Consider the following 25,566-nt stretch of genomic DNA (forward strand, 5'->3'; position numbering starts at 1 on the left):
AGCCTTCCGAGCCAAAAGACTTTCGAACAAGGGGAACAGCGTGAACAAGATGGCTAAGGGTGCACTGGCAATCGGTATCGGCTCGGCAATGCTGCTCGGCGGCGGCGGAACGCTCGCCGTCTGGAACGATTCCGAGAAGGCGAACGCCGGCACCATCGTCTCCGGTGACCTTGACGTGACCGCCGCGGCGGGTAAGTGGACCAACAAGGCCGGTACCGAAATCGACATCACCAAGTACAAGGTTGTACCGGGCGATGAGCTGACCTTCACCCAGGATGTCAGCCTGCAGCTCGACGGTGACCAGATGAAGGCGACGCTGGTTATCAACGAGGACGTCACCAACGGCTTCACGGGCAGTGCCAAGCCGGTACCTACCCTGACCCAGGGCGGCAAGACCCTGAACGCGGCAAACCTGACCGCCGCCAACGACGTCGACACGGCGGGAGTGGTCACCGCCAAGGCCGTCTTCGTCTTCAACAAGGACACCGGCGCCCGCACGGACACCAACGCCAGCCTGGACCTCACCCGCGTGAACTACGTCCTGACCCAGGTCGCCAAGTAGCATTCCCGTAAGCCCCTTGTTCTAACCCCGGTTGTGCGCGGAACACATGTCCCGCGCACAACCGTTCCCCTGGAGGAAAAAATCCGTGAAGAGCTCCCGAGTACTGAAGGCAGCCGGCCTGATTCTGGCCGCTGTGGTACTCGGACTGATGACGGTCCAGGGAAGCTATGCCCTGTGGAACGCCGCCGCACAGCAGAACGCCGGCACCGTCCAGGCCGCCGATTTCAACATCCTGGTGAATGAAGCCAACATGGCCCAGACACCGACCCTGTCGTTGGACGTTGCCGGATTGCACCGCGGAGTACCGAAATTCACCGCAGTCCGGGTGACCAACAACACCAACGTCACCGCGCAGTCACCGCTGGTCCTGCAGCCCGCCGTTTCGCTCCCGGTACCCGGCAGCCTGCTCAACGGCAACCTGACCCTGCACACAGCGGTTGTCCAGGGATCGGCGATCTGCACCGCCAACCTGGCCTACCAGGCCGGAACCCCGGTCCTTCCGGTGCTGGCCACCGGAACCACCCAGACCATTTGCTTCAAGGTTGAAGTCAAGCAAAACACCCCGGCAAACCAGCTCGGAACGCCGATCAGCATCCCGGTAAACCTCAGCGTGGCGCAGCTCGCGCCGGCAGCTTAGTGATGGATAGGAACACCATGTCGAGTGGCCGTAGGACAGCAGAGAAGCCCGCCAGCCCGCTGCGCTTCATCGGAGCCGGTCTGAGCTACATCGCCCTGTGCGCCACGGCGCTCGTTGCCCTGGTCCTCGTAGTCATTCCCCTTGTGACCGGCTCGCAGACGTTCAGCGTCCTCACCAGCTCCATGGCCCCGCACTACGCCCCCGGCACCTTCCTGGTCGTCAAGCCCACCCCGTTCGAGGAACTGCGCGCGGGCGACGTGATCACCTACCAGATCGAGTCCGGCAGCTCTGCCGTCATCACCCACCGAATCACGTCCGTGGGCACCGCGCAGGACGGCGAACGCACACTGATCACCAAGGGCGACAACAATGACGTTGCCGACGCCGAACCCGTGCGCGAAGTCCAGGTCCGAGGCAAGCTTTTCTACGCCGTACCGTTTGTAGGTTTTGCCGCCAATGCCCTGGGTAACTCGGACCGCGGCGCGGCACTCCAATGGGGTGCTGTCGCACTTATGGGCTACGGGATCATCTCCATGGTCCGCGGCGCGTTGGCCAAAAAACGCGGTGACGGGGAAACCCCGCAGGCAGACAATGACGATCCGGATAATGGTTCCACCGACGACGGCGCGGACCCGTTCTTCGCCTTCCGCACCCAGGACCCGCTGGATCATGAGGATCCCGTCCTGGAAGAGTGCGAGCACTGCAACCACGACAGCGCCCACCCGCATGTCCGCAGCCGGCGGAAGCCCGTAGCCGTCTAATGCAGATTTCCAAACCGGTGAGGCACTGGCTGACAGTCGGTGCCGTGGGCGGAGCCGCGGCGACCATCACCCTCGCCGGCATCCCTGCCGCTTCCGCATCCGGCAGCTACCTCAGCTTCAGCCCCGACGGCGTCGGCTTTAGTCCGACACTGACCCAGCCAGTCTTTAACCAGGCGGTTCAACTGGTCCCGGGAGCATCCACGGACGGCAGCGTGTGGGTGCGGAACGACGGCGCAGAGGCAGCCTATCTCTCCGCCGGCGCCGTCAGCGCCGCGATGGACCCGGAGCTGGCGGGCCTGGTCAGCGTGAGCGGATCCGCCGGTGCCGCAGTCGGCGTCCCGGCCTACCTCGGCGCTGCCGGAGTATGCAGCGACCTTTACCGGGGATGGGAACTGGGCGCGGGCGACGCCGTCCTCGTACAGCTCACGGCAGGCCTTGCCGCGGAAGCTCCCAACGCGGCCATGAACCGCAGTGCCCGCTTCGACGTCGTGTTTTACCTGCAGTCCACCGACGGTGCAGGCACCGGACCCAGCGCCTGCGAGGCGCTGGGGAACAATGACGACAACGGCAACACACCGCCGTCGGATCCGGGGACACCCAACGCCGAAGTCCCCGGAACCGGCAACACCTCCGGGGACACCCGGAATACCGGGAACACGGGCCAGCAGGCTATCCAGGCACGGCCGGGTCCAGGCACGGATCAAGGCACTGCGCCAACCGACGGCACAGCGGCGCTGGCCGCTTTCCCGGCTGCCCCCGCACAGGCACAGGACTCGGGCTTCAATACCCAGGTCCCGCCGGTGGAAGCCGGACGGCTGGAAGCGGCTTCGCCGGCGTCATTCGAAAGCACCGTCGAACCCATCATCCGCTCGCTCTCCGGTACGCTCCTGATAGTACTGTCGGTGGCTTTCTTCGCCGCCGCCGGAATCCGACTACGAAGCAGGAGCCGATGAGCAGGAATACGCAGCAGGGGGCTGCGGTGGGCACCGACACCGTGACGGAGACCCGTCCGGGCCCGTTTAGGCGGCTTCGTGCCCAGCCGGGTATCCGGACCGCTGCGGTGGTTTTTGTGCTCACGGTTGTTCTGGGCCTGGGCGGCCCCGCCGCGTATGCGTACTGGAGCCAGTCGACCGCAGTGACAATCACCGGGCTCCCGACCGCAAAGGTGCAAACTCCCGCCCCGCCCGTTTGCACCACTCGGGCTTTGGCCAATGAGATCAGCTGGCCCGCCGTAACGGACGTGGACCCTGACGTGGTCTATGTGCTGTCCTTCGCCGTCAATGGGCGCACCAAGACCTACGCGGTTCCGCGCAGCACTACTACGGTCAAGCCCGTATACCTCAGCGGTCTGAGCGACGCGCTGGGCAGGACCCCCTATGACAAGGTGCCCCTGGCAGTCACGCTGCGGACCGCCACGGTCAAAAAGGATGTCCCGTCAGTGACGCCCATCAGCGAGGGCGATATCCTGGCCCCTTCCCAGGCGTCCACGCTCCAGATGTTCTATTACGCACCACCGGGACTGCTGGGCTACCCCTGCTCGCGCTAGTTCTCCCGGTCCTCGTACACGTCCGGAATGCCGTCCTGGTTGTCGTCGCGCCGGTCTTCGGCCTCGATGAGCCGGTAGCGCCGGTTCCGGGCAGTCAGCAGGGCTGAAGCCAGCAGGGCAGCCAGCACGGAGGCCACGAGGATGCCGACCTTGGCGTCGTCGTTGTGCAGCGAGCCGACCTCGAAGCTCAGGTCATTGACCAGCAGGGAGACGGTGAAGCCGATCCCGCCCAGAATGCCGATGCCTGCCAGATCGATCCAGCGCACATCCGGGTCCAGCTTTGCCCGCGTGCCCGCGGTGACTGCCCAGGTGGTGAGCAGGATGCCGATGGGCTTACCGGCCACGAGGCCCAGGATAATTCCGATCGCTACGGGGTCCGTAACCGCAGCACCGACGCCGCTCCAGCCGCCCAATGCCACGCCGGCGGAAAAGAAGGCGAAGATCGGAACGGCAAAGCCCGTGGAAACAGGCCGGAAGCGGTGCTCAAAGATTTCCGAGAGGCCGGGGGCCTTCGGATCGGCGGGCAGTTTCTGCCGGTCCGGACCGCGGCGCAGCACCGGAACAGCAAAGCCCAGCAGCACCCCGGCCACGGTGGCGTGGACGCCGGAGGCGTGCATCAGCGCCCAGGTGGCGACACCCAAGGGCAGCAGGATCACCCAGGCGGGCCAGCCCCGGGTGCCGAAGAAGCGCGGGACGCGCTGGACCAGCAGTGTGAATGCGGCGAGCGGCAGCAGCATCCACAGCAGGTAGCTAAGGTGCACGTCTTCGGAGTAGAAGAAGGCAATGATGGCGATGGCGATGAGGTCATCCACCACGGCGAGGGTCAGGAGGAAGATGCGCAGCGCGCTGGGCAGGTGCGAACTGATAACCGCCAGCACTGCCAGGGCGAAGGCAATATCGGTGGCGGTGGGGATGGCCCAGCCCCGCAGGCCGTCCGAACCGGATATCAGGTTGACGGCTACGTAGACCAGGGCGGGGACAATTACGCCGCCCACCGCTGCCGCGATGGGTACGATCGCCTGTTTCAGGTCCCTCAGGTCCCCGGCAATGAATTCCTTCTTCAGCTCGAGGCCGACCAGGAAGAAGAAGATGGCCAGCAGCCCGTCGGCTGCCCAGGTGCCGATGCTCAGCTTGAGGTGCCACGGCTCGTAACCGAATTCAAAGTCACGCACGGCAAAGTAAGTGTCTGCAGCCGGAGAGTTGGCCCAGATCAGGGCCGCGACGGTAGCGATCAGCAGCAAAATGCCGCCCACGGTTTCCTTGCGGAGAATCTCGCTGATGCGAAGGGTCTCTCCGTAGCTGCGCCTGCCGAGGACGGTGTGCGAACCGTTGGGCTTGGGGGAGGAGGGCTCAGAGGCCATGAAAGGTTCCTATCAAATTCGGGTACGGCAAAGTTATTGCCGACCAGACTTCCCGGCGCACCGTGTACCAGTCTAACTGCATCAGTCAGGCAGCGTGTGATGAGGGGCGAAGCAGGCAGCAAAACGCCCCGGCAGGAAACCTGCCGGGGCGTGCGTCATCAGGGAAAGTCAGCCGATCAGGCCGCGGATACCGATCACGAGGGTTGCCAGTCCGAAGACCATGGCCGTGCTGATCTTCATGAGGTTCGTGGTCATGTACCGGGTCGGCGCACCGTTGGTATCCCGCGCCTGCGGGGACTTCAGGACGTCCCGCAGATAGGGCGGCCAGACGATGAGGGACCAGAGGCCTGCGATCACCAGGACCAGAGCGAGGGGAGTGGAGAGGACCATGGGCTAGCTCTTCCGGCTTTCAATCCACTTGCCGGCCTGGCCTGCCTGGATCGTGAGGGCCTTGCCGATCATCGGTTCGGCGGCCTTGGCGATCTTGTCGCCCAGGAACGGAATGCTGGAGGCCACGTTGCCGTCAACATCGACGCGGGTGCCCTCGGGGGTGCTGATCAGTCGCTGCACGGCGTTGACCTTCAGCGGGACCCCGCCCACGGAGAGCTCCACGGCGGCTTCGCGGGATCCGTCGGCGGCAGGTGCGGCCCACTGCTCTTTCTGGGTCACGGTCAGGTTGGCACCAACAAACTTCTTCGCAATGTCCGGCAACCGGTCCGTGGGCATCGTCCGCACAGCGGTGAGGACAAATGCCCCGGCGGTGTCACCGTCCACGGAAGCGGAAACCAGGGAACCGCCTACGTGCTCGCTCATGCTGCGCAGGAAACCCTCGTCAGCGAACGTGTCCGTCACGGTCCGTACGTCGTAGGGCAGGATAGTTGATGCGTTCAGGGCCATAGGTCCTCCGTAAGGTGAGCGGTAATGCCGGATTCCGCGGGCTTGTACAGCCCGCCGGCCGGCCAACCCTCATCCTAAACCGCACGCGCAGCTGCCCCGAAACCGGGCCGGGGAGCTCCCGGCCGGGTCAGGGCACCAGATTGATGCAGCCCACGGGGCTTCCCGCCGCACCGCCCTGCCCCGCATCGAGGATGAGGAGCGACTCGGCGTCGTCGTCGGGCAGCGTCCACGGAACCGTGGTGCTCGCGGTGGCGTTGCCGGCGGTGTCGGTAGTGAAGTCCAGGGTGAGGCCGCCCTGGCTGCTCTGGTACTCCGCGCCGGCGTCCGTTGGATCTGCTCCGCAATCATCCTCGTGCAGCCGGGCGCTGTAGGTCGTGTCGGCGGCGAAGCTCTGTGCCTGGAGCTGCACGGTGGTGTTCTCCGCGCTTTCCTCGACGGTGACAATCGCTACGGACTCATCCGGGATCAAGGCGGTGCTGTAGGTAGTCGCGACGGCGTCGTCGCAGTACGGGCCGAACGTTCCCTCGATGATCCCGCCCGGAGTCGGGGACGCAGTGAACTTTCCGCATCGATCGGGGTTGGCAGTGCGGCCGGGAACGCCGGCTGCCTGGCAGTTTTCTCCGCTGGCGTTCGGGGAGTTGGTGCCGCAGGGCGAAGGGCTGGAAGACGATGAGGAAGGGGAACCTTCGGAATCGTTGGCGCCGTCTCCGTCGGAGTTGCCCGCGCAGCCGGTGAAGGCCAGCGCGAATACCGCACATCCCGTGGCCAGGAGGGTCGCTTTTGGTGCCATGGGCAGTCCTTACGTTGTCGAAAGGCGAGGCCGGCGACTGGATTACTGCCGTCTCCGGGTAACCCGTGCTTTTCCAGCGTGGCAGGCGACCCCACGAAAAACCAGATCCACCGGTGCTGCGGGCCGGGTCTGGATCTCCTCGCACATGTAGCCGGCTTCCCGCCTACGCTTACCCCGCGCGGGAAGCCGAGGTAGGTTGCGCGGCACGGTGCCAACGCCTGCGGGCGCGGTGCTGGACCATCACGCACGCACGGGGGACACACACCTAGGGGAACGATGAAGAGGAACAGGACTTTGCGTACGACGGCGCTCGCAGCGGCGGTTTTCCTGACGGCTGCAGCGGGAGTGCCGGCAGCGTCAGCGGACAACGGCAACGGAGCAGCGGACGGCCAGCAAAGCGTCCGTGACGCTGCAGCCGGAAAGGGCAATCCCGGCAAGGGCGGCCCGGACAAGGAGTCTCCCGGCAAGGGGAGCGGCAAGCCGGATGCCAGCGAAATGCTGCGGAAGAAAGTGACCGTCAAGAATGTGTTGCGGCACCTGGACGCCCTGCAGGCTGCCGCAGATGCCAACGGCGAAAACCGCGCGTCGGGAACTCCCGGATACGAGGCCTCCGGCCGATACATCGAGCAGCAGCTGCGCCGGGCCGGCTACAACCCGGTGAGGCAGCCCTTCTCCTACGACCAGTTCGAGCTGTCCGGCGAGACCTTCGAGCAGGTTTCCCCCACGGCGCAGGCGTACGTGGCAGGAACGGAATTCAGCACCATGAGCTACTCGGGCCCGGGAGACGTGACAGCCGGACTGACAGCGGTGGACATCAACCTCGGCGGCAACCGTGCCTCGAGCAGCGGCTGCGAGCCGGAGGATTTCGCCGGGTTCCCCGCCGGGAACGTCGCCTTGATGCAGCGCGGCACATGCAGTTTCGAAATCAAGGTGGACAACGCCGCAGCAGCCGGGGCATCCGCTGCGGTCATCTTCAACCAGGGCACCAATGTGGCGGGGGATGACCGCACGGGCCTGCTCAACGGCACGCTGGGCACCGAGCTTTCCCCGATTCCCGCCGTCGGTACAACATTTGCCCTCGGTGAGGCCCTGGCAGGCACTCCGGGCGTTGTTGTGCGGGTCTCGGTGGAATCCGGGGTGCGCACCATCAACTCCTTCAACATCCTCGCGGATACCCCCACCGGGGACGCGGACCGTACCGTGGTGGTGGGAGCACACCTGGACTCGGTCCCGGAGGGGCCTGGCATCAATGACAACGGCAGCGGTTCGGCAGCAACCTTGGAAACAGCCGTCCAGCTCGCCAAAACCAAGACGAAGGGCGGATTGGAGAACCGCGTCCGGTTCGCGTTCTGGGGCGGGGAAGAAGACGGGCTCGTAGGCTCGCGGCACTACGTCTCCACCTTGGACGAAGCCGGGCTGGCCGGAACGCTGCTGAACCTGAACTTCGACATGGTGGGTTCCCCGAACTTCGCCCGGTTTATCTACGACGGCGACGGCGACGCCTTCGGCCGGACAGGGCCCGCCGGGTCCGACGTCATTGAGGGGGTCTTCGAGGAGTACTTCGCCTCCCAGGGCCTGACCACGGCACCCACCGAGTTCAGCGGCCGTTCCGACTATGCCGGGTTCATCGAAAGGAACATTCCGGCGGGAGGGTTGTTCACGGGTGCCGAAGGCCTGAAGACACCGGAGGAAGCTGCACTGTTCGGCGGGGTGGCGGGTGAGCCGTACGACGCCTGCTACCACGCCGATTGCGACGACATCAACAACGTGAACCGCACTGTTCTCGACCAGATGTCGGACGCCGTGGCCCACGCCGTGGTCACCTTTGCCCTCACGGAGGAGGAGCTGCGCGGCGGCGGCCAGGGTGCCCGGTCCGTCCCGGCCGAATACGACTACCGCGGACACCTGCTGCGGAAGTAGGAGGCTTAATATCCAGCGTCACCGCCCGGGCGGATACCCGGTACGGGAGCGGGAGTCCGGTGTAACGGACTCCCGCTTCCTTATGTTTTCCGCTCTCAGCGCGAGCGCCGGACCGGCGCCCCGGCAGCAGGTAATGTGGAAGAAAACCCCGGGGTTCCGTTTGTGGACTTCGGGTATTTGCGTTGCCGTCATGAAGGAGAAAACACCCCATGAGCCTGAACGGACTGCGTGCCGCCCTCGCTGAGGACCCCTCGTACGCAAGGGTGCGGACTCTTTCCTCCCGGCCGCCCGCAGGCCGCAGCGAAGACCTGCAGATCGGGGCTCCGCAGGGCATGCGCGCCGCCCTGCTGGCCGAAGTCGTGGACGGCCTGGCCTCGGCCGGTACCGGTGACGGCGTTCCGCCGGTGGTGCTGGCCGTGACGGCGACGGGACGCGAGGCGGAGGACCTGGCAGCCGCGCTGCGCAGCTATCTTCCCCTGGCCGGCATTGAAGAGTTCCCCAGCTGGGAGACCCTGCCGCACGAGCGGCTGTCCCCGCGCTCGGATACCGTCGGACGGCGCCTGTCGGTGCTCCGCCGGCTGGCGCACCCGGAAACCGCCCCCGTGCAGATTGTGGTTGCCCCGGTGCGCGCCGTGCTCCAGCCGCTGGTGGCCGGACTGGGCGAACTCAAGCCGGTGGCGCTGAAGGTCGGCCAGGAACAGCCCTTCGACTCCGTGGTGCAGGCACTGGCGGAAGCTGCCTATGCGCGGGTGGATATGGTCTCCCACCGCGGCGAATTCGCCGTTCGCGGCGGCATCCTGGACGTCTTCCCGCCCACCGAGGACCACCCCATCCGCATCGACTTCTTCGGCGACGAAGTGGATTCCATGCGCTGGTTCGCGGTCGCTGACCAGCGGACCCTTACCGGGGAGCACATCACCCACCCCTCGGAGCTCTACGCCCCGCCGTGCCGCGAAATCCTGATCACGCCGTCGGTCATGAGCCGCGCCGCCAAGCTCAAGGACCAGATGCCGGCCGCCTCGGACATGCTGGAAAAGATCGCCGGCGGTATTGCCGTGGAAGGCATGGAATCCCTCGCTCCGGTACTGGTGGACTCCATGGTCCCGCTGATGGGGGAGCTGCCCCGGGGATCCATTGCCGTGGTCATCGAACCGGAAAAGGTCCGGGCCCGCGCCCACGACCTGGCCGCCACCAATGAGGAGTTCCTGGCCGCGGCCTGGGCCACGGCGTCCGACGGCGGTGCGGCACCCCTGGATCTTTCCGCCGGGCTGGCCTCGGACCTGGACGCTGCAAGCTTCCGTTCCCTGACCGATACGCGCACTGCCGCGCATGCCAATGACGTGGCCTGGTGGTCCATCACGTCCTTCAACCCCGACGACGAAACCGTCCTGGACATCGACACCCTGACCATCAATGCCCGCGAACCGCGCGGCTACCGGGGCGACGTAGCGGAAATGATGGAGTTCATCGGCGGCCGCGTCCGGGACGCCTGGCGTGTGGTGGTGGTGACGGAGGGACCGGGCCCGGCCTCCCGCCTGGCCGAACTGTTCCGGGAGAACGACATTCCGGCAGCGCTGGTGGAATCCGTGGACGAGGAACCGCGCCCCGGCGTCATCGCCATCACCACGGCCAGCGCCGGCCGCGGGTATGTCTTTGACACCCTCAAGACCGGCCTGCTGACCGAGGCGGACCTGCTCGGCCGCGCCAGTACCTACTCCACCCGCGACATGCGCAAGATGCCCTCCAAACGGCGCAACGCCGTCGATCCGCTGCAGCTGCAGGAGGGCGACTTCGTGGTGCACGAGCAGCACGGCGTGGGCAAGTTCATTGAACTGATCCAGCGTGCCACCGGTGCCGGCACCAACAAGACAGTGCGCGAGTACATGGTGCTTGAATACGCGTCCTCCAAGCGCGGAGCGCCGGGGGACCGGCTGTTCGTCCCCACCGACCAGCTGGACCAGATCACCCGGTACGTGGGCGGTGAAACCCCTGTCCTGTCCAAGATGGGCGGATCCGACTGGGCCAAGACCAAGAGCCGGGCGCGCAAGGCCGTCAAGGAGATCGCGGGAGAGCTGATCCGGCTCTACTCCGCCCGGATGGCGTCCAAGGGCCACGCCTTCGGCCCGGACACCCCGTGGCAGCGTGAACTTGAGGAAGCGTTCCCCTATGTCGAGACCCCGGATCAGCTGACCACTATCAACGAGGTCAAGGCAGACATGGAGCGCGAAATCCCCATGGACCGCCTGGTCTCCGGCGACGTGGGTTACGGCAAGACCGAGATTGCGGTCCGTGCAGCGTTCAAGGCCGTGCAGGACGGCAAGCAGGTGGCCGTGCTGGTGCCCACCACGCTGCTGGCCCAGCAGCATATGGAGACCTTTGCCGAGCGGTTCTCCGGCTTCCCGGTCCGGGTGGATTCGCTCTCGCGCTTCCAGACCGCCAAGCAGGCCAAGGGAACTATCGAGGACGTCAAGACCGGCGCAGTGGACGTGGTCATCGGCACCCACCGCCTGTTGTCACAGGAAGTGCAGTTCAAGGACCTGGGCCTGGTGATCGTGGATGAGGAGCAGCGCTTCGGCGTCGAACACAAGGAAGCGCTGAAGAAGATGCGCACCAACGTGGACGTGCTGGCCATGAGCGCCACCCCGATTCCACGCACCCTGGAAATGTCGCTGACCGGCATCCGCGAGACCTCCACACTGGCCACCCCGCCGGAGGAACGGCACCCCGTACTCACCTATGTGGGCCCGTACACGGACAAGCAGGCCTCTGCCGCCATCCGCCGCGAGCTCATGCGCGAGGGCCAGGTCTTCTTTGTCCACAACCGGGTGTCCACGATTGACCGGACGGCCGCGCATCTGCGGGAACTGGTGCCGGAGGCGCGGATCGCCGTGGCGCACGGCCAGATGAGTGAGTCCAAGCTCGAGCAGATCATTGTGGATTTCTGGGAGAAGCGCTTCGACGTGCTGGTGTGCACCACGATCATCGAAACGGGCCTGGACATCTCCAATGCCAACACCCTGATCGTGGACCGTGCGGACCACTTCGGCCTCTCCCAGCTGCACCAGCTGCGCGGCCGGGTAGGGCGCGGCCGGGAGCGGGCCTACGCATACTTCCTGTACCCGTCGGAAAAGCCGCTGGGCGAGGTGGCACTGGAGCGGCTGAAGGCCGTGGCCACGCACAACGAGCTGGGTGCGGGCATGCAGCTGGCCATGAAGGACCTGGAGATCCGCGGTGCCGGCAACCTGCTGGGCGGGGAACAGTCCGGCCATATTGCCGGCGTCGGCTTTGACCTGTACATCCGGCTGGTGGGCGAAGCCGTGGCCGATTACCGGGGTGAGGCCGAGGAGAAGGCAGCCGAAATGAAGATCGAGCTGCCGGTCAACGCCCATCTCCCGCATGACTACGTTCCGGGGGAGAGGCTGCGGCTGGAGGCCTACCGCAAGCTGGCATCCGCGCTCACCAATGAGGCGATCGACGAAGTGCTGGCCGAACTGGTGGACCGTTACGGCGAGCCCCCGCAGGAAGTGAAGAACCTGATCGATGTTGCCCGCTTCCGGGTGGATGCACGCGCCGCCGGGCTGACCGACGTCGCGCTGCAGGGCAACTTCATCAAGTTCGCACCGGCGGACCTGCCCGAATCGCGGACCATGCGGCTGCAGCGTATGTATCCCGGGGCGCTCGTGAAGCCTGCGCTGAACGCGGTGCTGGTACCTAAGCCGAAGACTGCCAGGATAGGCGGAAGGGATCTGGTGGACGCCGAAATCCTGGCCTGGGCCAAGCAGGTGCTCGACGCCGTGTTCAAGGAGTGAGCCGGAGGCTAGCCCGTCACCGCAATGACGAAGACAGCGGCGGCGGCCACTACGCAGGAGGCCAGTACCGAGTAACCGACGAGGACGATGCGCTGCTGCAGGGCCCGGTTGCGGCGCCACTGTCTGCGGGTCATGGTGGTAGTCATAAATCGAATCTAGGGACGGCGGGGCACGGCAGCTAAGAGTAGGACACACCTGCTTACCCCCGGCGAATACTCAGTTAAACAGTGATGCACCCCAGCCCGCGGACTGGGGTGCATCACTGTTTACGCAGGAAGACTACTCGTTGTGCGAGTAACCCTTGGCCAACTCCGTGGTGGTGTCGGAACGGCCGATGCTGAACGCAACGAGGTACATGCCGGTCGCGGCGACCAGCAGAATGGCCATCGGCCACACGTTGTCCAGAGTCAGCCAGTTCACCGCGTAGATGGCGCCCAGGAAGATGGCGAACATCACGGCAAAGATGAGGATGTTGCTGACCAGATGGCCCTCGCCCGAGTGTGAAGGCTGCTTTGACCGTGTTCCAACCATGAAGTTCTCCGTTTCAAAAAGTGTCAGTAGCTATGCCGGTCAGTAGTCCGACGTGGCTTTGCTTCCATTAACAATAGCGATTCCGGAGCTCGCTCCGATACGCGTGGCCCCGGCGTCGATCATTGCCTGCGCATCTTCGAGCGAACGGACGCCGCCGGAAGCCTTGACTCCGAGGTCCGGACCGACCGTCCGGCGCATCAGGGCAACGTCTTCGGCAGTGGCTCCGCCGCCGTTGAAACCGGTGGAGGTCTTCACGAAGTCGGCTCCGGCTTCGACGGAAGCTTCGCAGGCCAGGACCTTCTGCTCATCGTTGAGCAGGGAGGTTTCGATGATGACCTTGAGGATGCCGCCGGCAGCATGCACGGCATCGGCTACGGCTGCAATGTCGCGGACCAGGGCGGCGCGGTCTCCGCGCCGGGCTGCGGCGATGTCGATGACCATGTCAATCTCATCTGCGCCGTCCTGAAGCGCGCCCTGGGCTTCAAAGACCTTCACCTCGGTGGTGGTGGCTCCCAGCGGGAAGCCGATGACCGAGCAGGTGAGCACTCCGCTGCCCTTCAGTGCGTTGCGGACGGTGCCGACCCAGATCGGGTTCACGCAGACGGACTTGAACTGGTACTCAGCGGCTTCGGAGCAGACCCGGAGGATGTCGTCGCGGCTGGCCTCGGGTTTGAGGAGCGTGTGATCAATATACGAGGCAATGGGTGTAGACATGGGATCTATCTTGCCATAGGGCAGTGGTGCCGCGTGGTTGAGATCACGGTGGCGGCAGAGGGTGCGGGGCGTGGGGTGCGGGGTGCGAAAGCATGGAAAGAAAATCGGCCGGGTCCCGCAATGCGGAGCCCGGCCGATTCACTTATGTCAGAACAATTATCCTACGGCCGGCCAGTTGCCAAACAGCTGCACAGCATTCTTGCTGGCTCCAGCTACAGGAGCTGCGTCGGAATTCTGGGCCACGGCGCCCGCTCCGAAGATAAGGGCGGCCAGAAGTGCAGCTGCACCGAATTTTTTCATGTCGTGCTCCTTGAGAGAAAAGATGTGGTGGGGTGAAACACCTGAAGTATAGCTATGCTGAAGCTCTTATTGATATGCGATTGACCATCTTTGGTGAATTCTGAGTAATTATTGCAGAATGGCACCGGGCCTCTGTCGCTGGAAGGACCAGAATCCTTGGAAGATGAACAGGTGTATTTAGCCAACGAGTACAAGGCGCAACAAGCTAGCCAGCGTCGTGACTACGGCAAAGCGGTCGAATATTCGGTGCTCGCGCGTGAAGCTGCACTTAAGGCCGGTGATACCTGGGGATACTGTCGGTTGACGCTCAGCATCGCCCGGTACCAATACGACCTGGGGCTGATGGATGAGTGCATCCATACAATAAACGCGTTGACAGCTCATCCCGTCATTGTTGACTACCCGGAAACCGCTGCCCGCGCCCGGGTGATCCTCTCCGAAGCCTTGCGGAACAAGGGGGCAAGCGACCGTGCGCTGGTTGCGACAGAAGAGGCGATAAGTATCGTTCCAGATCGTTCCAAGGAATTGCGTACCGCTCTTCAACATTCCATGGTGGCAACCCTGGCGGAAGAGGGGGAGGTGGAGGCTGCGTGGCAGGAAGCCATGGTGCTGGACTCCCTCGTCGGTCCTGAAGCAGGCGCAAGGGCTAGCGGTATGGCCTACTGGACGATTGGAAATTCGGCGTTTATGTCCGGACGTATCGAGGAAGGGCTCCGGTTCCACCGGAAGGCAGCAACGGCCCTGACCCCGTTGGGGGACGTCAACCTATGGGCGCTGTTTAATAAGGCTTCGGCAAACCTGCGGATGGATGCAGGGGTAGTGCAGCCGGAGACCCTCGAATGCATTGAACGGGCGGAAGTAGCCATTTCGGTTTCCGAAGGCAACCTGGCCGACCGGCTGGAGATCCTTTTATCACGCGCCCACTGGGAACACTTGGCCGGAAATAACGGGGTAGCCGAACAAAAGCTCCGGGACGTGGCCACCAAGGCAGAAGAACTGTTCCCCTATACCCGGGCGCAGGCGCTGATGGTTTTGGCAAGATGCCTGTTCGACCTTGGGCGGGCTGGGGAGGCATTGGACGCGGCGCGGGAAGGTGAACAGCTATTCGACGGTTTAGGGGCGCCGGTCCAAGCGGAAAGGGCCCGGGAGATTATCAGGACCATCCTCCGAAATGACTCCATCGCCCAAACAGCTGAACACGAAACGAAAAGTCAGGCCGAGAAACTCGATATTTGAGAATCGAAGGCGCACAATACAAACACCGTCTTTCGACTTACCGGCGGCAATCACGGACGAGCCGTTCCAAATCGGCGAGGGAATCCGCTGCATTTGATCCTGCGCAGCGACTTGGGGGAAGCATGGCTAGAAGCGATAGATTGCAGTACGCAGGGACGCGCCCCCATGACGGGCCGCAGAACCCACCGGAAGGCAAGGGCGCGGTAACCGGGGATGAAAGGATTTCCCCCGGGAACATCTCGGTCGAATTCGCCGATGAGGGCCATTTGGTGCTGGTCCTGCCGCCAGGTGAAGTGATCACCGGGACGATGGCCCTGCTGGCGGCAGAGAAGATCCGGGCCTTCGCGGGAGCCAGCACCCTGCCTCTGCTCCTGGTCCTGACCGGGGTGGATTCAGTCTCCCGAAGCGCCCGCGACGTTTTCAGTGCGGCACGGTCGCTCTCGGCGGTTGCCGTCATGGGTGTCTCGCCGGTGGACCGCGTTATTGCTAATTTTCTGTTGGGAGGCGAAGTGCAGCCGTGCCCCACCCGCTACTTCTCGAGCGAGCCTGACGCGCTTGGCTGGCTGAAACGATTTGCGGTATGACACCTGACTCTGGACCTGCCAACCCGTCTGCCGAAGCTGTCCGGCTGAACAGGATAGTCGAGGGCATTGTCAGTATCGCGGCGGGAAACCTCACATCGCGGATTCCCGTTTCGCCCGCACGCGACCAGATTGATGCCGTCAGCACGGGCATTAATCTGCTGGCCGAAGAACTGGACGATATTTACCGGGACCTTGAGCAGCGTGTGCAGGACCGTACCCAGGAGCTCCGGGAAGCCCACGCCCAGATGCAGCACATGGCCCTGAGCGACCCGCTCACCGGAGCTGGAAACAGAACTGCCTTGATGCAGGCAGCTGAGGACGCGTTGGCGGTTTGGAACGACGAGCAAGTTCGGGATGCCGCGCCGGCGGTTTTGATGGTTGACCTGGATGGATTTAAAGACATCAATGACAGCTTTGGACACCAGGCCGGTGACCGGGTACTCCAGGAAGTGGCGACCCGATTGCTGGCCTGCGTGCCGGGGGATAGCACCGTCTCCCGGCTCGGCGGGGACGAATTCGCCGTCCTGCTCCCCGACGTCAGCCGCATGTCCGCCCGGGCGACGGCCGAGCGTGTGCAGGAAGCACTGGGGTTCAAAATGAAGGTGGAGGAACTGGATGTCTGGCCCCGTGCCAGCATTGGCGTGCACCTTGCCGAGGTTGGGCAATCCGCCAAGGACCTGCTGCTCCGCGCCGACACGGCGATGTACGAAGCGAAGGAAGACGGCCCGGGCCTGGTGCGGCTATTTGAACCGGTGATGCTCTACGCCCGCCAGCTGCGGCGCAAAATGTCCTCCGACCTGCGCAACGCCGTTGAACGCAACGAGTTTCGGTTGGCGTACCAGCCCGTTGTGGATCTGGTCACCGGCAAGATGCAGGGTGTGGAGGTGCTGCTGCGCTGGGAGCATCCGACGCAGGGACTGGTCATGCCGGACATCTTCATTCCGCTGGCCGAGGAGAGCGGAGCCATTCTGGGGATAGGACGCTGGGTGCTGCGGTCTGCCTTGGAGCAACTAGCGGAGTGGCGTAAGGCGGGCCAGGACCAGGATGGCTTCCATATCCGCGTCAACGTCTCCCCGTCCGAACTGCAGAGCATGGACCTGGTGGACTTTGTCCGGGCGCAGCTGCGGGAAACCGGCGCCGCACCCGGTGATCTCACTCTTGAGATCACCGAGAGCGCCTTCGTGGGCAGCGGGGACGTGGAGACTTACTCCATGAGATCGATCAAGGCCCTGGGCGTCCGTCTGGAAATCGACGATTTCGGCACGGGGTATTCATCCATCAGCTACCTGCGGCGCCTGCCGGTGGACACCGTCAAGGTGGACCGCGCGCTGATTGCCGAAATCAGCCGCGACGAAGGGCAGCTGCAGTTCGTGGACGCGGTCCACCGGCTTATCCAGGCTGCCGGGATGGAAGCCGTGTTCGAAGGGATAGAGACCCTGCAGCAGGCTGAACTACTGCAGGACATGGGCTGCTGCAGCGGCCAGGGCTACTACTTCAGCCGGCCGCTCACGGCCGGGCAGGTGGGGACGCTCCTGGCCAGCGGCAGCCGCCTGCCGCTGGCTACGGAACTGCTCGCGTAACCGGACGCCGGGGAGGGAAGCTCAGTTCCGGACCCGGTACCGCAGGAACACGACGCCGTTGGCGAATCGTTTCTCCTCCAGCAGCTCCAGGGCCAGCCGCAGACCGTCCGGTAGGAACGGCTTCCCGCCACCGACAATCACGGGGGAGAGCAGCTGCTGCAGCTCGTCAACCAACCCCGCCTGCAGCGCCTGGCCGGCGAGGTCCGCTCCGCCCACGGACACGTCGCCGTCGGACGCCTCTACGAGTGCCCGCACGGCAGCAGGATCGAACTCCCGTTCCAGCCGCGTGCGCGGCGCGGAGAGGTCGGCGAGGGTCCGGGAGAAAACCACCTTGTCCGCCGCCTGCCAGATCCGCGCGTACTCGTGGATGGCGGGCGGCTCGTCCTCGGCGGGCACGGCGTCCCAGGCAGCCATCACCTCATACAGCCGACGGCCCAACAGGTGCGTGCGTACGTCGCTCTCCAACCCGTTGACGAAGGAGTGGACCTCTTCATCGGGCATGCTCCAGTCAAAGGACCCGGACTCGTCCGCTATGTACCCGTCGAGTGACGTGATGCTGGTGTAGATCAGCCGTCCCATGCCGGCCTCCCGCCTAGGTTAGAGTCCCAGGGCCTTCCGAACGTCTGCCAGCACTGCGTCCAGGGTTGCACGTGCGTTGGAACGCGCAGCCGGCAGATCAGCCGCTGAACCAACAGGCTCAATTACCTCGAGATAGCACTTGAGCTTGGGCTCGGTTCCGCTGGGGCGGATGATGACCCGGGTGTTGTCACGGGTAATGTACCGCAGCCCGTCGGTGGGCGGCAGCCCGTTGGCGCCCTCGGAAAGGTCGACGGCGGTTTCCACCGGGGAGCCGGCGAAGGAGACCGGCGGGTGCTCGCGCAGCCGCTGCATCATTTCGGTCAGCAGGCCCAGGTTCTCCACTCGGACGGAGAGCTGGTCACTCTGGTGCAGGCCGTGCTCCAGGGCCAGCTCGTCGAGTTCGTCAAAGAGGGTCCGGCCCTTCGCCTTCAGGGCCGCTGCCAGCTCGGCCAGCAGCACTCCGGCGGAGATGCCGTCCTTGTCCCGGACCAGTCCCGGAGCCACGCAGTAGCCCAGGGCTTCTTCGTATCCGTAGGTCAGCTTCGGCACCCGGGAGATCCACTTGAAGCCGGTCAGGGTTTCCTGGTGCTCAAAACCTGCAGCGTCCGCAATGCGGGCCAGGAGGCGGGAGGAAACGATCGAGTTGGCGAAGACAACGCCGGAGCGGGCTTTCTCACCCCGCACCTTCCAGCGTCCGGCAGCGATCCGCCGGGCAATGTGGCGGCCCAGCAGGGCACCCACTTCGTCCCCGCGCAGCATGCGCCATTCGCCCGTGGCAGGGTCCTTGGCGGCGACGGCGGCGCGGTCGGCGTCGGGATCATTGGCAAGGACTAGGTCCGCGTTCCGTTCGGCGGCAAGCTTCAGGGCCAGGTCCAGCGCTCCGGGTTCCTCCGGGTTCGGGAAGGCGACGGTGGGGAAGTCCGGGTCCGGCAGTGCCTGCTCCGGAACCAGGGTCACCGAGGTGAATCCGGCGCCGCGAAGCACGGCGGACATGGTTTCGCCGCCGACGCCGTGCATGGGCGTGAGGACGATGTCCAGGTCCCGTGCCGGGTAGCCTTCGCGGTGCGCCAGGTCGTCGACGGCGCCGATGTAGTCAGCGATCAGTGACTCAGAAACCTCCGTGTAGCCGTCCGGTGCCAGCTCAATGGAGTCCAGCGGAACGGTGTAGTCGATCCGTGCGGCAATCTCGGCGTCGTACGGCGTGACAATCTGTGCACCGCGGCCGGGGCCCTTGACCGTGCGGCCGCCCAGGTAGACCTTGTAGCCGTTGTCGGCGGCAGGGTTGTGGCTGGCAGTGACCATCACACCCGCGTCCGTGTCCAGGGCGCGGACCGCGTAGGCGAGCAGCGGCGTCGGAAGCGTGCAGGGCAGCAGGAACGTTTCGATGCCGGCGGCGCCGAAAACGGCAGCCGTTTCCAGCGCGAAGTCCTTCGACTTGTGCCGGGCGTCGTAGCCGATCACGGCGCTGGGAGTCCAGTTGTCGCCGGCTGTGTCCTGCAGGAAGGAAGCGATGCCGGCAGCGGTGCGCCGCACTACTACGCGGTTCATCCGGTTTGAACCGGCGCCCAGCTCCGCACGCAGCCCAGCGGTTCCGAACTCGAGCGTGCCGGCAAACCGGTCCGCCAGTTCCGCCGCAGCGGCGTCCGCAGCGGCGTCCGCACCGGGGGCGTCCGTGTCCGCACCGTCCGTGTCCGCGAGGATGCGGAGGAGGGCGCGGAGCTCACGGGCGGTGTCCGGGTCAGGGTCACTGTCCGCCCACGCATGCGCGGCGGCGGTGAGTTCTTCGAGGTCGGCGGGGATCAGAGTCATGTGGATACCTACTGTTGCTGGTGCGGGTAGCTGTGCGGCGGAAAGCTGCTAGATCTTGTTGATGATCTCGGCGAGCAGCTTGGAGATGCGCGGTCCGGCGGCCTGTCCCGCTTCCAGGACCTCGCCGTGGCTCAGTGCCACCGGGCTGATGCCGGCTGCCAGGTTGGTGACCAGGGAGATGCCGAAGACCTCCATGCCGGCGTGCCGGGCGGCAATGGCTTCGAGCGCCGTGGACATGCCGACCAGGTCGGCGCCGATGGTCTTGGCGTAGCGGACCTCGGCCGGCGTTTCGTAGTGCGGGCCGGTGAACTGGGCGTAAACGCCTTCATCCAGGGTCGGGTCCACGCTGCGTGCCACGTCGCGCAGCCGCGACGAGTACAGGTCTGTCAGGTCAACGAACGTCGCGCCTTCGAGCGGGGACGTGGCGGTGAGGTTGAGGTGGTCGCTGATCAGCACCGGGGTGCCCGGCTGCCAATCGGGATTCAGCCCGCCGCAGCCGTTGGTGAGGACCATGACCTTGGCGCCGGCGGCGGCTGCGGTGCGGACGCCGTGCACGACGGCGCGTACGCCCTTGCCCTCGTAGTAGTGGGTGCGTGCGCCCAGGACCAAGGCACGCTTGCCGTCGGTGGTGAGGACGGAGCGGATGGTGCCCACGTGCCCCTGCACGGAGGGGGCCGAGAAGCCCGGGATATCGGAGGCGGAGAGCGTAGCGGTGGTCTCGCCGATCAGTTCGGCGGCTTCACCCCAGCCGCTTCCGAGAACCAGTGCAATGTCGTGGGATGGCACGCCGGTGTGCTCTGCAATGTAGTCGGCGGCCTGCTGGGCAAGTTCAAATGGGTCGTTAGTCACTTAACAAACTTACAGCCTTGCCGGCCTGCCGATGTCCGCGCCTGCACCGCCGTTTGAGCGCCGTCACTCGATGGGACAGAATAGAGCCTTGTGACCACCCAACTAGATTTTACTGCCCGGAAACTTGCGATTCTCGGAGGCGGCCCCGGCGGCTACGAGGCTGCCCTCGTGGCGGCATCCCTCGGAGCGGACGTAACCATCGTCGAGCGGCAGGGACTGGGCGGTTCAGCCGTGCTTACCGACGTCGTTCCGTCCAAGACCCTCATTGCCACCGCCGACGTGATGACCCGGCTGACTGCGGCCCGGAACCTCGGCGTGGAATTCGGGGACGTGGCCTCGCCGGTCTACGCAGACCTGAAGGTGGTCAATCATCGCCTGCTGGCCCTGGCCAAGGAACAGTCCAATGACATCCGCAGCACCCTGGAACGGGTGGGCGTGAAGGTGAAGATCGGCGAAGGCCGCCTGCTGGACAACACCACCATTGAAGTCACCGCCGACGACGGCACTGTGGAAACGGTCAAGGCCGAAGCCTTGCTGATTGCCACCGGCGCGAACCCCCGCGAGCTGGAGACCTCCGTTCCCGACGGTGAGCGGATCTTCACCTGGAAGCAGATCTACAACCTCACCGAGGTTCCCGAGCACCTGATCGTCATCGGTTCCGGCGTCACGGGCGCGGAATTCGCCTCCGCCTACAACGGGCTCGGCACCAAGGTCACGCTGATCTCCAGCCGCGACCGCGTGCTGCCCGGCGAGGACGCAGATGCCGCCGTCGTGCTGGAAGACGTTTTCCAGGCCCGCGGCATGACCGTGCTCAGCCGGTCCCGCGCCGATTCCGTGAAGAATACGGGCGACGGCGTGCTGGTTACGCTTTCGGACGGACGGACTGTTGAAGGCAGTCACTGCCTCGTAGCCGTGGGCGCCATCCCGAACACCGCGGGCATCGGTTTGGAAGAAGCAGGCGTGCAGCTGGACGAGCGCGGCCAGATCCGGGTTGACGGCGTCTCCCGCACCACGGCCAGCAACGTCTACGCCGCGGGCGACTGCACCGGCGTTTTCAACCTGGCCTCCGTGGCGGCCATGCAGGGCCGCATCGCCGTGGCACACCTCATGGGCGACGGCGTGAAGCCACTGAAGCTCAAGACCGTGGCCTCGAACATCTTCACCTCCCCGGAAATCGCCTCCGTGGGCGTTTCCGAGGCCGATGTTGCAGAGGGCCGGTACCAGGGCGACGTCATCAAGCTGTCCCTGCACACCAACGCCCGGGCCAAGATGATGGACGTCAAGGAAGGCTTCGTGAAGATCATTTCCCGCAAGGGCTCGGGCACCGTGATCGGCGGCGTCGTGGTGGGTCCGCGCGCATCGGAGCTGATTTTCCCCATCGCCATTGCCGTCACCCACAAGCTGCACGTGGATGATCTGGCCAATACTTTTGCCGTCTACCCGTCGCTCACCGGTTCCATTTCTGAAGCCGCCCGGCGCCTGCACGTGCACATGTAGCCGACTACTCTTCTTCCCGCGTCCGCAACGGTATATCCGTTTGCGGGCGCGGGATTTTTTGTGCCCGGATATCGGCGCCGCGAAACATTTGTCCATTATCCGGACACAAATCTCAAATAACGGACGGAAGCTCCTAGGATGTGGTTACTTCAATTCCTCTTGCGAAAGAGTTCCAATGTCTACTAAGAATCCCTCCGCGGCATCCACGCCGGCGCCGGTGCCGGCCAAGGCCAATTCCAAGGGCCGCGTGATTGTTGCCAGCCTCGTCGGCACCTCCATTGAGTTCTACGACTTCTACGTATACGCAACGGCTGCGGTCCTCGTCTTCCCCCGGTTGTTCTTTCCGAACGCCGAGGGGATCACGGCCCTGCTGAGCTCGTTCGCTGTCTTTGGGGTGGCTTTCATTGCCCGGCCGCTGGGCTCCATCGTCTTCGGGCACTTCGGTGACAAGGTGGGCCGCAAGGGAACCCTGGTGGCATCGCTGTTGACCATGGGGATTGCGACGTTCCTCATCGGTTGCCTGCCGACCGCGGAAAACGGCTGGACGATCCTCGCTCCCGCCATGCTGGTGGTGCTGCGGTTTGCCCAGGGCCTGGCCCTGGGTGGGGAATGGTCGGGAGCGGCGCTGCTCGCGACCGAGAACGCTCCGGCCAACAAGCGTGCCGTCTGGGGAACCTTCCCGCAGCTGGGCGCGCCGATCGGGTTCATCCTGGCCAACGGCCTGTTCCTGCTGCTGAGCTTCCAGCTGGATGCCGAGCAGTTCGACTCCTGGGGCTGGCGCGTGCCGTTCCTGGCCAGCGCTGTCATGGTGATCATCGGCCTGTACGTCCGGCTGAAGCTGGTTGAGACGCCGGCCTTCCAGAAGGTTGTGGATTCGGGCGAGGTCAGCAAACTGCCCCTGAGCCGCGCCTTCAAGTACAGCTGGCGCCAGATGATTGCCGGCACCTTCATCATGCTGGCGACGTATGTGCTGTTCTACCTGATGACCACGTTCACGCTGTCCTACGGGACCGCGGCCAAGAGCGCGGAAGCGGCGCAGGCCGCCGCGGAAAAGGCCGGCAAGGCCTTCGACCCGGAGACCTTCGCCGCCGGTCTGGGCTACGCCCGCAACGACTTCCTGATCATGCTGATCATCGGCGTGGTGTTCTTCGGGATCTTCACGCTCGTCGCCGGTCCGCTGGCGGAGAAGTTCGGACGCCGCAAGACACTGTTGGTTGTCACCGCCGGCATCTTCCTCTTCGGCTTCACGTTCTCGCCGCTGCTGGGCGGCGGAACCGTGGGGGTCATGGCGCTGCTGATCATCGGCTTCACCCTGATGGGCCTGACGTTCGGGCCCATGGGAGCCCTGCTGCCGGAGCTCTTCCCGACCAACGTGCGTTACACGGGCTCGGCCATCGCCTACAACGTCTCCTCCATCCTGGGGGCGGCCGTGGCTCCGTTCATCGCGGTTGCCCTGTGGCAGGCCGCGGACGGAAGCCCGTGGCTGGTGGGCATCTACCTGTCCTCCATGGCGGTGCTGACGCTGATCGCACTGTTCGTGACCAAGGAAACCCGCGACGTCGACTACGAAAACAATTCCAGTGAGGGCGTGAAGGTCCCCTAGGCCCTTCAAACACACAGCAGCAGGCCCGGTTCCCCCTGAGGGAACCGGGCCTGCTGCGTTTTGCGGTGCTGCTGCTGTTGCTCGGAGTTGCTCCCGGTTGCTCCAGGATCAGTCCAGGATCGAGGCGATGACGGCGCCGGCGGACACCGTCGCGCCGGGCAGGGCGGTCAGGCCGGAGATGGTGCCGGACTTGTGCGCGGTCAGCGGCTGTTCCATCTTCATGGCTTCGAGCACCACCACCAGGTCACCCTCGCGAACCGCTGCTCCGTCCTCGACGGCCACCTTGACGATGGTTCCCTGCATGGGTGAGGTCAGGTCATCGCCCGCGGCCGCGGTGGAGGCACCGCCCCGGGAACGCTTGCGGGCCTTGCCGTTGCCGCGGGTGCCGTTGGAAGCGCCGGCTGCGGGGCCGCCAAGGCCGGCCGGGAGCACAACCTCGAGCCGCTTGCCGCCTACTTCAACGGTGACGCGCCGGCGCTCGTCGTCGTCGTCGCCCGTTCCGGGTTCGCCGCTCCAGGCCGGGATGGTGTTCACGAACTCGGTCTCGATCCAGCGCGTGTGGACGCCGAAGGTGTCCTCGCCGGTGAAGGCGGGGTCCGCAGCGACGGCGCGGTGGAAGGGCAGCACGGTAGGCAGGCCGGCGACGTCGATCTCCGCCAAGGCGCGCCGCGCACGCTGCAGGGCTTCGCGGCGGGTGGCCCCGGTGACGATCAGCTTGGCGAGCATGGAATCGAAGTTTCCGCCCACGGTTTCGCCTGCTTCGATGCCCGAATCAACGCGGACGCCGGGGCCGGTGGGCAGCTTGAACTCGGAGACGGTACCGGGGGCGGGCATGAAGTTGCGCCCCGGGTCTTCGCCGTTGATGCGGAACTCGAAGGAGTGGCCGCGCACTTCCGGGTCGCCGTAGCCCAGGGCCTCGCCGCGGGCGATGCGGAACTGCTCGCGGACCAGGTCCAGGCCGGTGACTTCCTCGGAGACGGGGTGCTCAACCTGCAGCCGCGTGTTGACCTCCAGGAAGGAAATGGTGCCATCCTTGCCGACCAGGAATTCGCAGGTCCCGGCGCCCTGGTAGCCGGCTTCCTTGAGGATGGCCTTCGACGCCGAGTAGAGGCTGGCGTTCTGTTCTTCGGTGAGGAAGGGGGCCGGGGCTTCCTCGACAAGCTTCTGGTTGCGGCGCTGCAGGGAGCAGTCGCGCGTGGAAATAACCACCACGTTGCCGTAGGCATCAGCAAGGCACTGGGTTTCCACGTGGCGGGGGGCGTCCAGGAAGCGCTCGATGAAGCACTCACCCCGGCCGAAGGCAGCTGTGGCCTCGCGGACCGCCGAGTCGAACATTTCGGGAATCTCTTCGCGGGTGCGGGCAACCTTGATGCCGCGGCCGCCGCCGCCGAAAGCCGCCTTGATGGCGAGCGGCAGTCCGTGCCGGTCAGCGAAGTCCAGGACATCCTGGGCCGACTCGACCGGATCCGCCGTACCCGGAACCAGTGGTGCGCCGACCTTGGCGGCGATGTGCCGGGCCTGGACCTTATCCCCGAGTGAGGAGATGGCGGCGGGGGAGGGGCCGATCCAGGTCAGGCCGGCGTCGATGACGCGCTGGGCGAATTCGGCGTTCTCGGAGAGGAAACCGTAGCCGGGGTGGATGGCGTCGGCGCCGGCGCGTGCGGCGGCGTCGAGGATCTTGTCCATGTCCAGGTAGGACTCGGCCGCGGTGTTGCCGCCAAGCGCAAAGGCCTCGTCGGCGAGGCGGACGTGCAGGGCGTCGCGGTCGGGCTCGGCATAGACCGCAACGGCGGCAATTCCCTCATCGCGGGCGGCGCGGATGACGCGGACCGCAATCTCGCCGCGGTTGGCAATGAGGATCTTGGTGAGTGCCTTGGCGGGGGTCGCAGCAGGCGCGGGGATGTTCTGGCTCATTGGTGCACTGGCTCCTTTTGATCTGTTCGGAGCCTAGCGCGGTTTTGTGGTCTCGGGCCATAATGCGTGCTGTTTCTGCGTGGGAAC

At 65.2% G+C, this 25,566-nt stretch carries 24 protein-coding genes; 12 read left to right on the forward strand and 12 right to left on the reverse strand.

Annotation, left to right across the window (positions count from 1 at the left end; translation table 11 throughout):
- The first annotated feature begins 49 nt into the window (after window positions 1–49).
- The 5 genes from N2K99_RS04865 (at window position 50) to N2K99_RS04885 (ending at window position 3,506) form a co-directional block, all read left to right on the forward strand.
- A complete protein-coding gene (locus tag N2K99_RS04865) occupies window positions 50–562 on the forward strand; it encodes an alternate-type signal peptide domain-containing protein (protein ID WP_227924382.1) in 513 nt (170 codons plus the stop codon).
- 85 nt (window positions 563–647) lie between these two features.
- The gene (locus N2K99_RS04870; protein ID WP_227924324.1) at window positions 648–1,199 is read left to right on the forward strand and encodes a hypothetical protein; all 552 of its coding nucleotides are present in this window, start codon (window positions 648–650) and stop codon (window positions 1,197–1,199) included.
- Between the two features lie 17 nt (window positions 1,200–1,216).
- Window positions 1,217–1,960: a signal peptidase I gene (locus N2K99_RS04875; protein ID WP_227934043.1), complete on the forward strand. Its 744-nt coding sequence runs from the start codon at window positions 1,217–1,219 to the stop codon at window positions 1,958–1,960.
- Window positions 1,960–2,913: a hypothetical protein gene (locus N2K99_RS04880; protein WP_227934044.1), complete on the forward strand. Its 954-nt coding sequence runs from the start codon at window positions 1,960–1,962 to the stop codon at window positions 2,911–2,913. The genes N2K99_RS04875 and N2K99_RS04880 overlap by 1 nt, the downstream gene beginning before the upstream one ends.
- Window positions 2,910–3,506 (forward strand): hypothetical protein, encoded by a 597-nt coding sequence (locus N2K99_RS04885; RefSeq protein WP_227934045.1) that lies wholly within the window; start codon window positions 2,910–2,912, stop codon window positions 3,504–3,506. The genes N2K99_RS04880 and N2K99_RS04885 overlap by 4 nt, the downstream gene beginning before the upstream one ends.
- On the opposite strand, the gene nhaA is transcribed toward N2K99_RS04885, so the two are convergent.
- From nhaA to N2K99_RS04905, 4 genes are all read right to left on the reverse strand, one after another.
- A complete protein-coding gene (gene nhaA, locus N2K99_RS04890) occupies window positions 3,503–4,867 on the reverse strand; it encodes a Na+/H+ antiporter NhaA (protein WP_227924328.1) in 1,365 nt (454 codons plus the stop codon). The genes N2K99_RS04885 and nhaA overlap by 4 nt on opposite strands.
- 168 nt (window positions 4,868–5,035) lie before the next feature.
- Window positions 5,036–5,257 (reverse strand): SCO4848 family membrane protein, encoded by a 222-nt coding sequence (locus N2K99_RS04895; protein WP_227924329.1) that lies wholly within the window; start codon window positions 5,255–5,257, stop codon window positions 5,036–5,038.
- 3 nt (window positions 5,258–5,260) lie between these two features.
- Window positions 5,261–5,764 (reverse strand): DUF2505 domain-containing protein, encoded by a 504-nt coding sequence (locus tag N2K99_RS04900; protein WP_227924330.1) that lies wholly within the window; start codon window positions 5,762–5,764, stop codon window positions 5,261–5,263.
- Between the two features lie 127 nt (window positions 5,765–5,891).
- Window positions 5,892–6,554 carry a hypothetical protein gene (locus tag N2K99_RS04905; protein ID WP_227934046.1) on the reverse strand — a complete coding sequence of 221 codons (663 nt, stop codon included), beginning with the start codon at window positions 6,552–6,554 and terminating at the stop codon, window positions 5,892–5,894.
- Window positions 6,555–6,848: 294 nt separating this feature from the next.
- On the opposite strand from N2K99_RS04905, the gene N2K99_RS04910 reads away from it, so the two are divergent.
- Together N2K99_RS04910 and mfd are read left to right on the forward strand one after the other, a co-directional pair.
- The gene (locus tag N2K99_RS04910; protein ID WP_227934047.1) at window positions 6,849–8,474 is read left to right on the forward strand and encodes a M28 family metallopeptidase; all 1,626 of its coding nucleotides are present in this window, start codon (window positions 6,849–6,851) and stop codon (window positions 8,472–8,474) included.
- Between the two features lie 209 nt (window positions 8,475–8,683).
- Complete coding sequence (gene mfd, locus N2K99_RS04915) at window positions 8,684–12,283, forward strand: transcription-repair coupling factor (protein WP_227934048.1); 3,600 nt, start codon at window positions 8,684–8,686, stop codon at window positions 12,281–12,283.
- An 8-nt stretch (window positions 12,284–12,291) separates the two neighbouring features.
- Here mfd and N2K99_RS04920 read toward each other — a convergent pair whose 3' ends face one another.
- From N2K99_RS04920 to N2K99_RS04935, 4 genes are all read right to left on the reverse strand, one after another.
- Window positions 12,292–12,429: a hypothetical protein gene (locus tag N2K99_RS04920; RefSeq protein ID WP_227924334.1), complete on the reverse strand. Its 138-nt coding sequence runs from the start codon at window positions 12,427–12,429 to the stop codon at window positions 12,292–12,294.
- 133 nt (window positions 12,430–12,562) lie between these two features.
- Window positions 12,563–12,814: a hypothetical protein gene (locus N2K99_RS04925; protein WP_146363517.1), complete on the reverse strand. Its 252-nt coding sequence runs from the start codon at window positions 12,812–12,814 to the stop codon at window positions 12,563–12,565.
- A 39-nt stretch (window positions 12,815–12,853) separates the two neighbouring features.
- Complete coding sequence (deoC, locus tag N2K99_RS04930) at window positions 12,854–13,528, reverse strand: deoxyribose-phosphate aldolase (protein WP_227924335.1); 675 nt, start codon at window positions 13,526–13,528, stop codon at window positions 12,854–12,856.
- Window positions 13,529–13,684: 156 nt separating this feature from the next.
- Window positions 13,685–13,828 (reverse strand): hypothetical protein, encoded by a 144-nt coding sequence (locus tag N2K99_RS04935; RefSeq protein ID WP_227924336.1) that lies wholly within the window; start codon window positions 13,826–13,828, stop codon window positions 13,685–13,687.
- A gap of 156 nt (window positions 13,829–13,984) precedes the next feature.
- On the opposite strand from N2K99_RS04935, the gene N2K99_RS04940 reads away from it, so the two are divergent.
- The 3 genes from N2K99_RS04940 (at window position 13,985) to N2K99_RS04950 (ending at window position 17,228) form a co-directional block, all read left to right on the forward strand.
- Window positions 13,985–15,064: a hypothetical protein gene (locus N2K99_RS04940; RefSeq protein WP_227934049.1), complete on the forward strand. Its 1,080-nt coding sequence runs from the start codon at window positions 13,985–13,987 to the stop codon at window positions 15,062–15,064.
- Between the two features lie 122 nt (window positions 15,065–15,186).
- Window positions 15,187–15,648 carry an STAS/SEC14 domain-containing protein gene (locus N2K99_RS04945; RefSeq protein WP_227924338.1) on the forward strand — a complete coding sequence of 154 codons (462 nt, stop codon included), beginning with the start codon at window positions 15,187–15,189 and terminating at the stop codon, window positions 15,646–15,648.
- A complete protein-coding gene (locus N2K99_RS04950) occupies window positions 15,645–17,228 on the forward strand; it encodes an EAL domain-containing protein (protein WP_227934050.1) in 1,584 nt (527 codons plus the stop codon). The genes N2K99_RS04945 and N2K99_RS04950 overlap by 4 nt, the downstream gene beginning before the upstream one ends.
- A 21-nt stretch (window positions 17,229–17,249) precedes the next feature.
- Here the strand turns inward: N2K99_RS04950 and N2K99_RS04955 are convergent, their stop codons facing one another.
- Genes N2K99_RS04955 through N2K99_RS04965 form a run of 3 tightly spaced genes read right to left on the reverse strand, consistent with a single transcriptional unit; the run spans window position 17,250 to window position 20,465 of the window.
- The gene (locus N2K99_RS04955; protein WP_227934051.1) at window positions 17,250–17,807 is read right to left on the reverse strand and encodes a dihydrofolate reductase family protein; all 558 of its coding nucleotides are present in this window, start codon (window positions 17,805–17,807) and stop codon (window positions 17,250–17,252) included.
- An 18-nt stretch (window positions 17,808–17,825) separates the two neighbouring features.
- Window positions 17,826–19,616, reverse strand: coding sequence for a phospho-sugar mutase (locus N2K99_RS04960; RefSeq protein ID WP_227934052.1), 1,791 nt, complete (start codon window positions 19,614–19,616; stop codon window positions 17,826–17,828).
- A 48-nt stretch (window positions 19,617–19,664) separates the two neighbouring features.
- Window positions 19,665–20,465, reverse strand: a complete 801-nt coding sequence (locus N2K99_RS04965; RefSeq protein WP_227924342.1) for a purine-nucleoside phosphorylase — start codon at window positions 20,463–20,465, stop codon at window positions 19,665–19,667.
- 90 nt (window positions 20,466–20,555) lie between these two features.
- On the opposite strand from N2K99_RS04965, the gene N2K99_RS04970 reads away from it, so the two are divergent.
- A complete protein-coding gene (locus N2K99_RS04970; protein ID WP_227924343.1) occupies window positions 20,556–21,962 on the forward strand; it encodes an NAD(P)H-quinone dehydrogenase in 1,407 nt (468 codons plus the stop codon).
- Between the two features lie 175 nt (window positions 21,963–22,137).
- On the forward strand, window positions 22,138–23,565 hold the full coding sequence (locus N2K99_RS04975) for an MFS transporter (RefSeq protein ID WP_227924344.1): 1,428 nt from the start codon (window positions 22,138–22,140) through the stop codon (window positions 23,563–23,565).
- A 108-nt stretch (window positions 23,566–23,673) separates the two neighbouring features.
- On the opposite strand, the gene N2K99_RS04980 is transcribed toward N2K99_RS04975, so the two are convergent.
- Entirely contained in the window at window positions 23,674–25,479 is a 1,806-nt protein-coding gene (locus N2K99_RS04980; RefSeq protein ID WP_227934053.1) for a biotin carboxylase N-terminal domain-containing protein, read from the reverse strand.
- Window positions 25,480–25,566 lie beyond the last annotated feature (87 nt).

Source organism: Arthrobacter sp. zg-Y1110, from assembly GCF_025244865.1.
Taxonomy (GTDB): domain Bacteria; phylum Actinomycetota; class Actinomycetes; order Actinomycetales; family Micrococcaceae; genus Arthrobacter_B.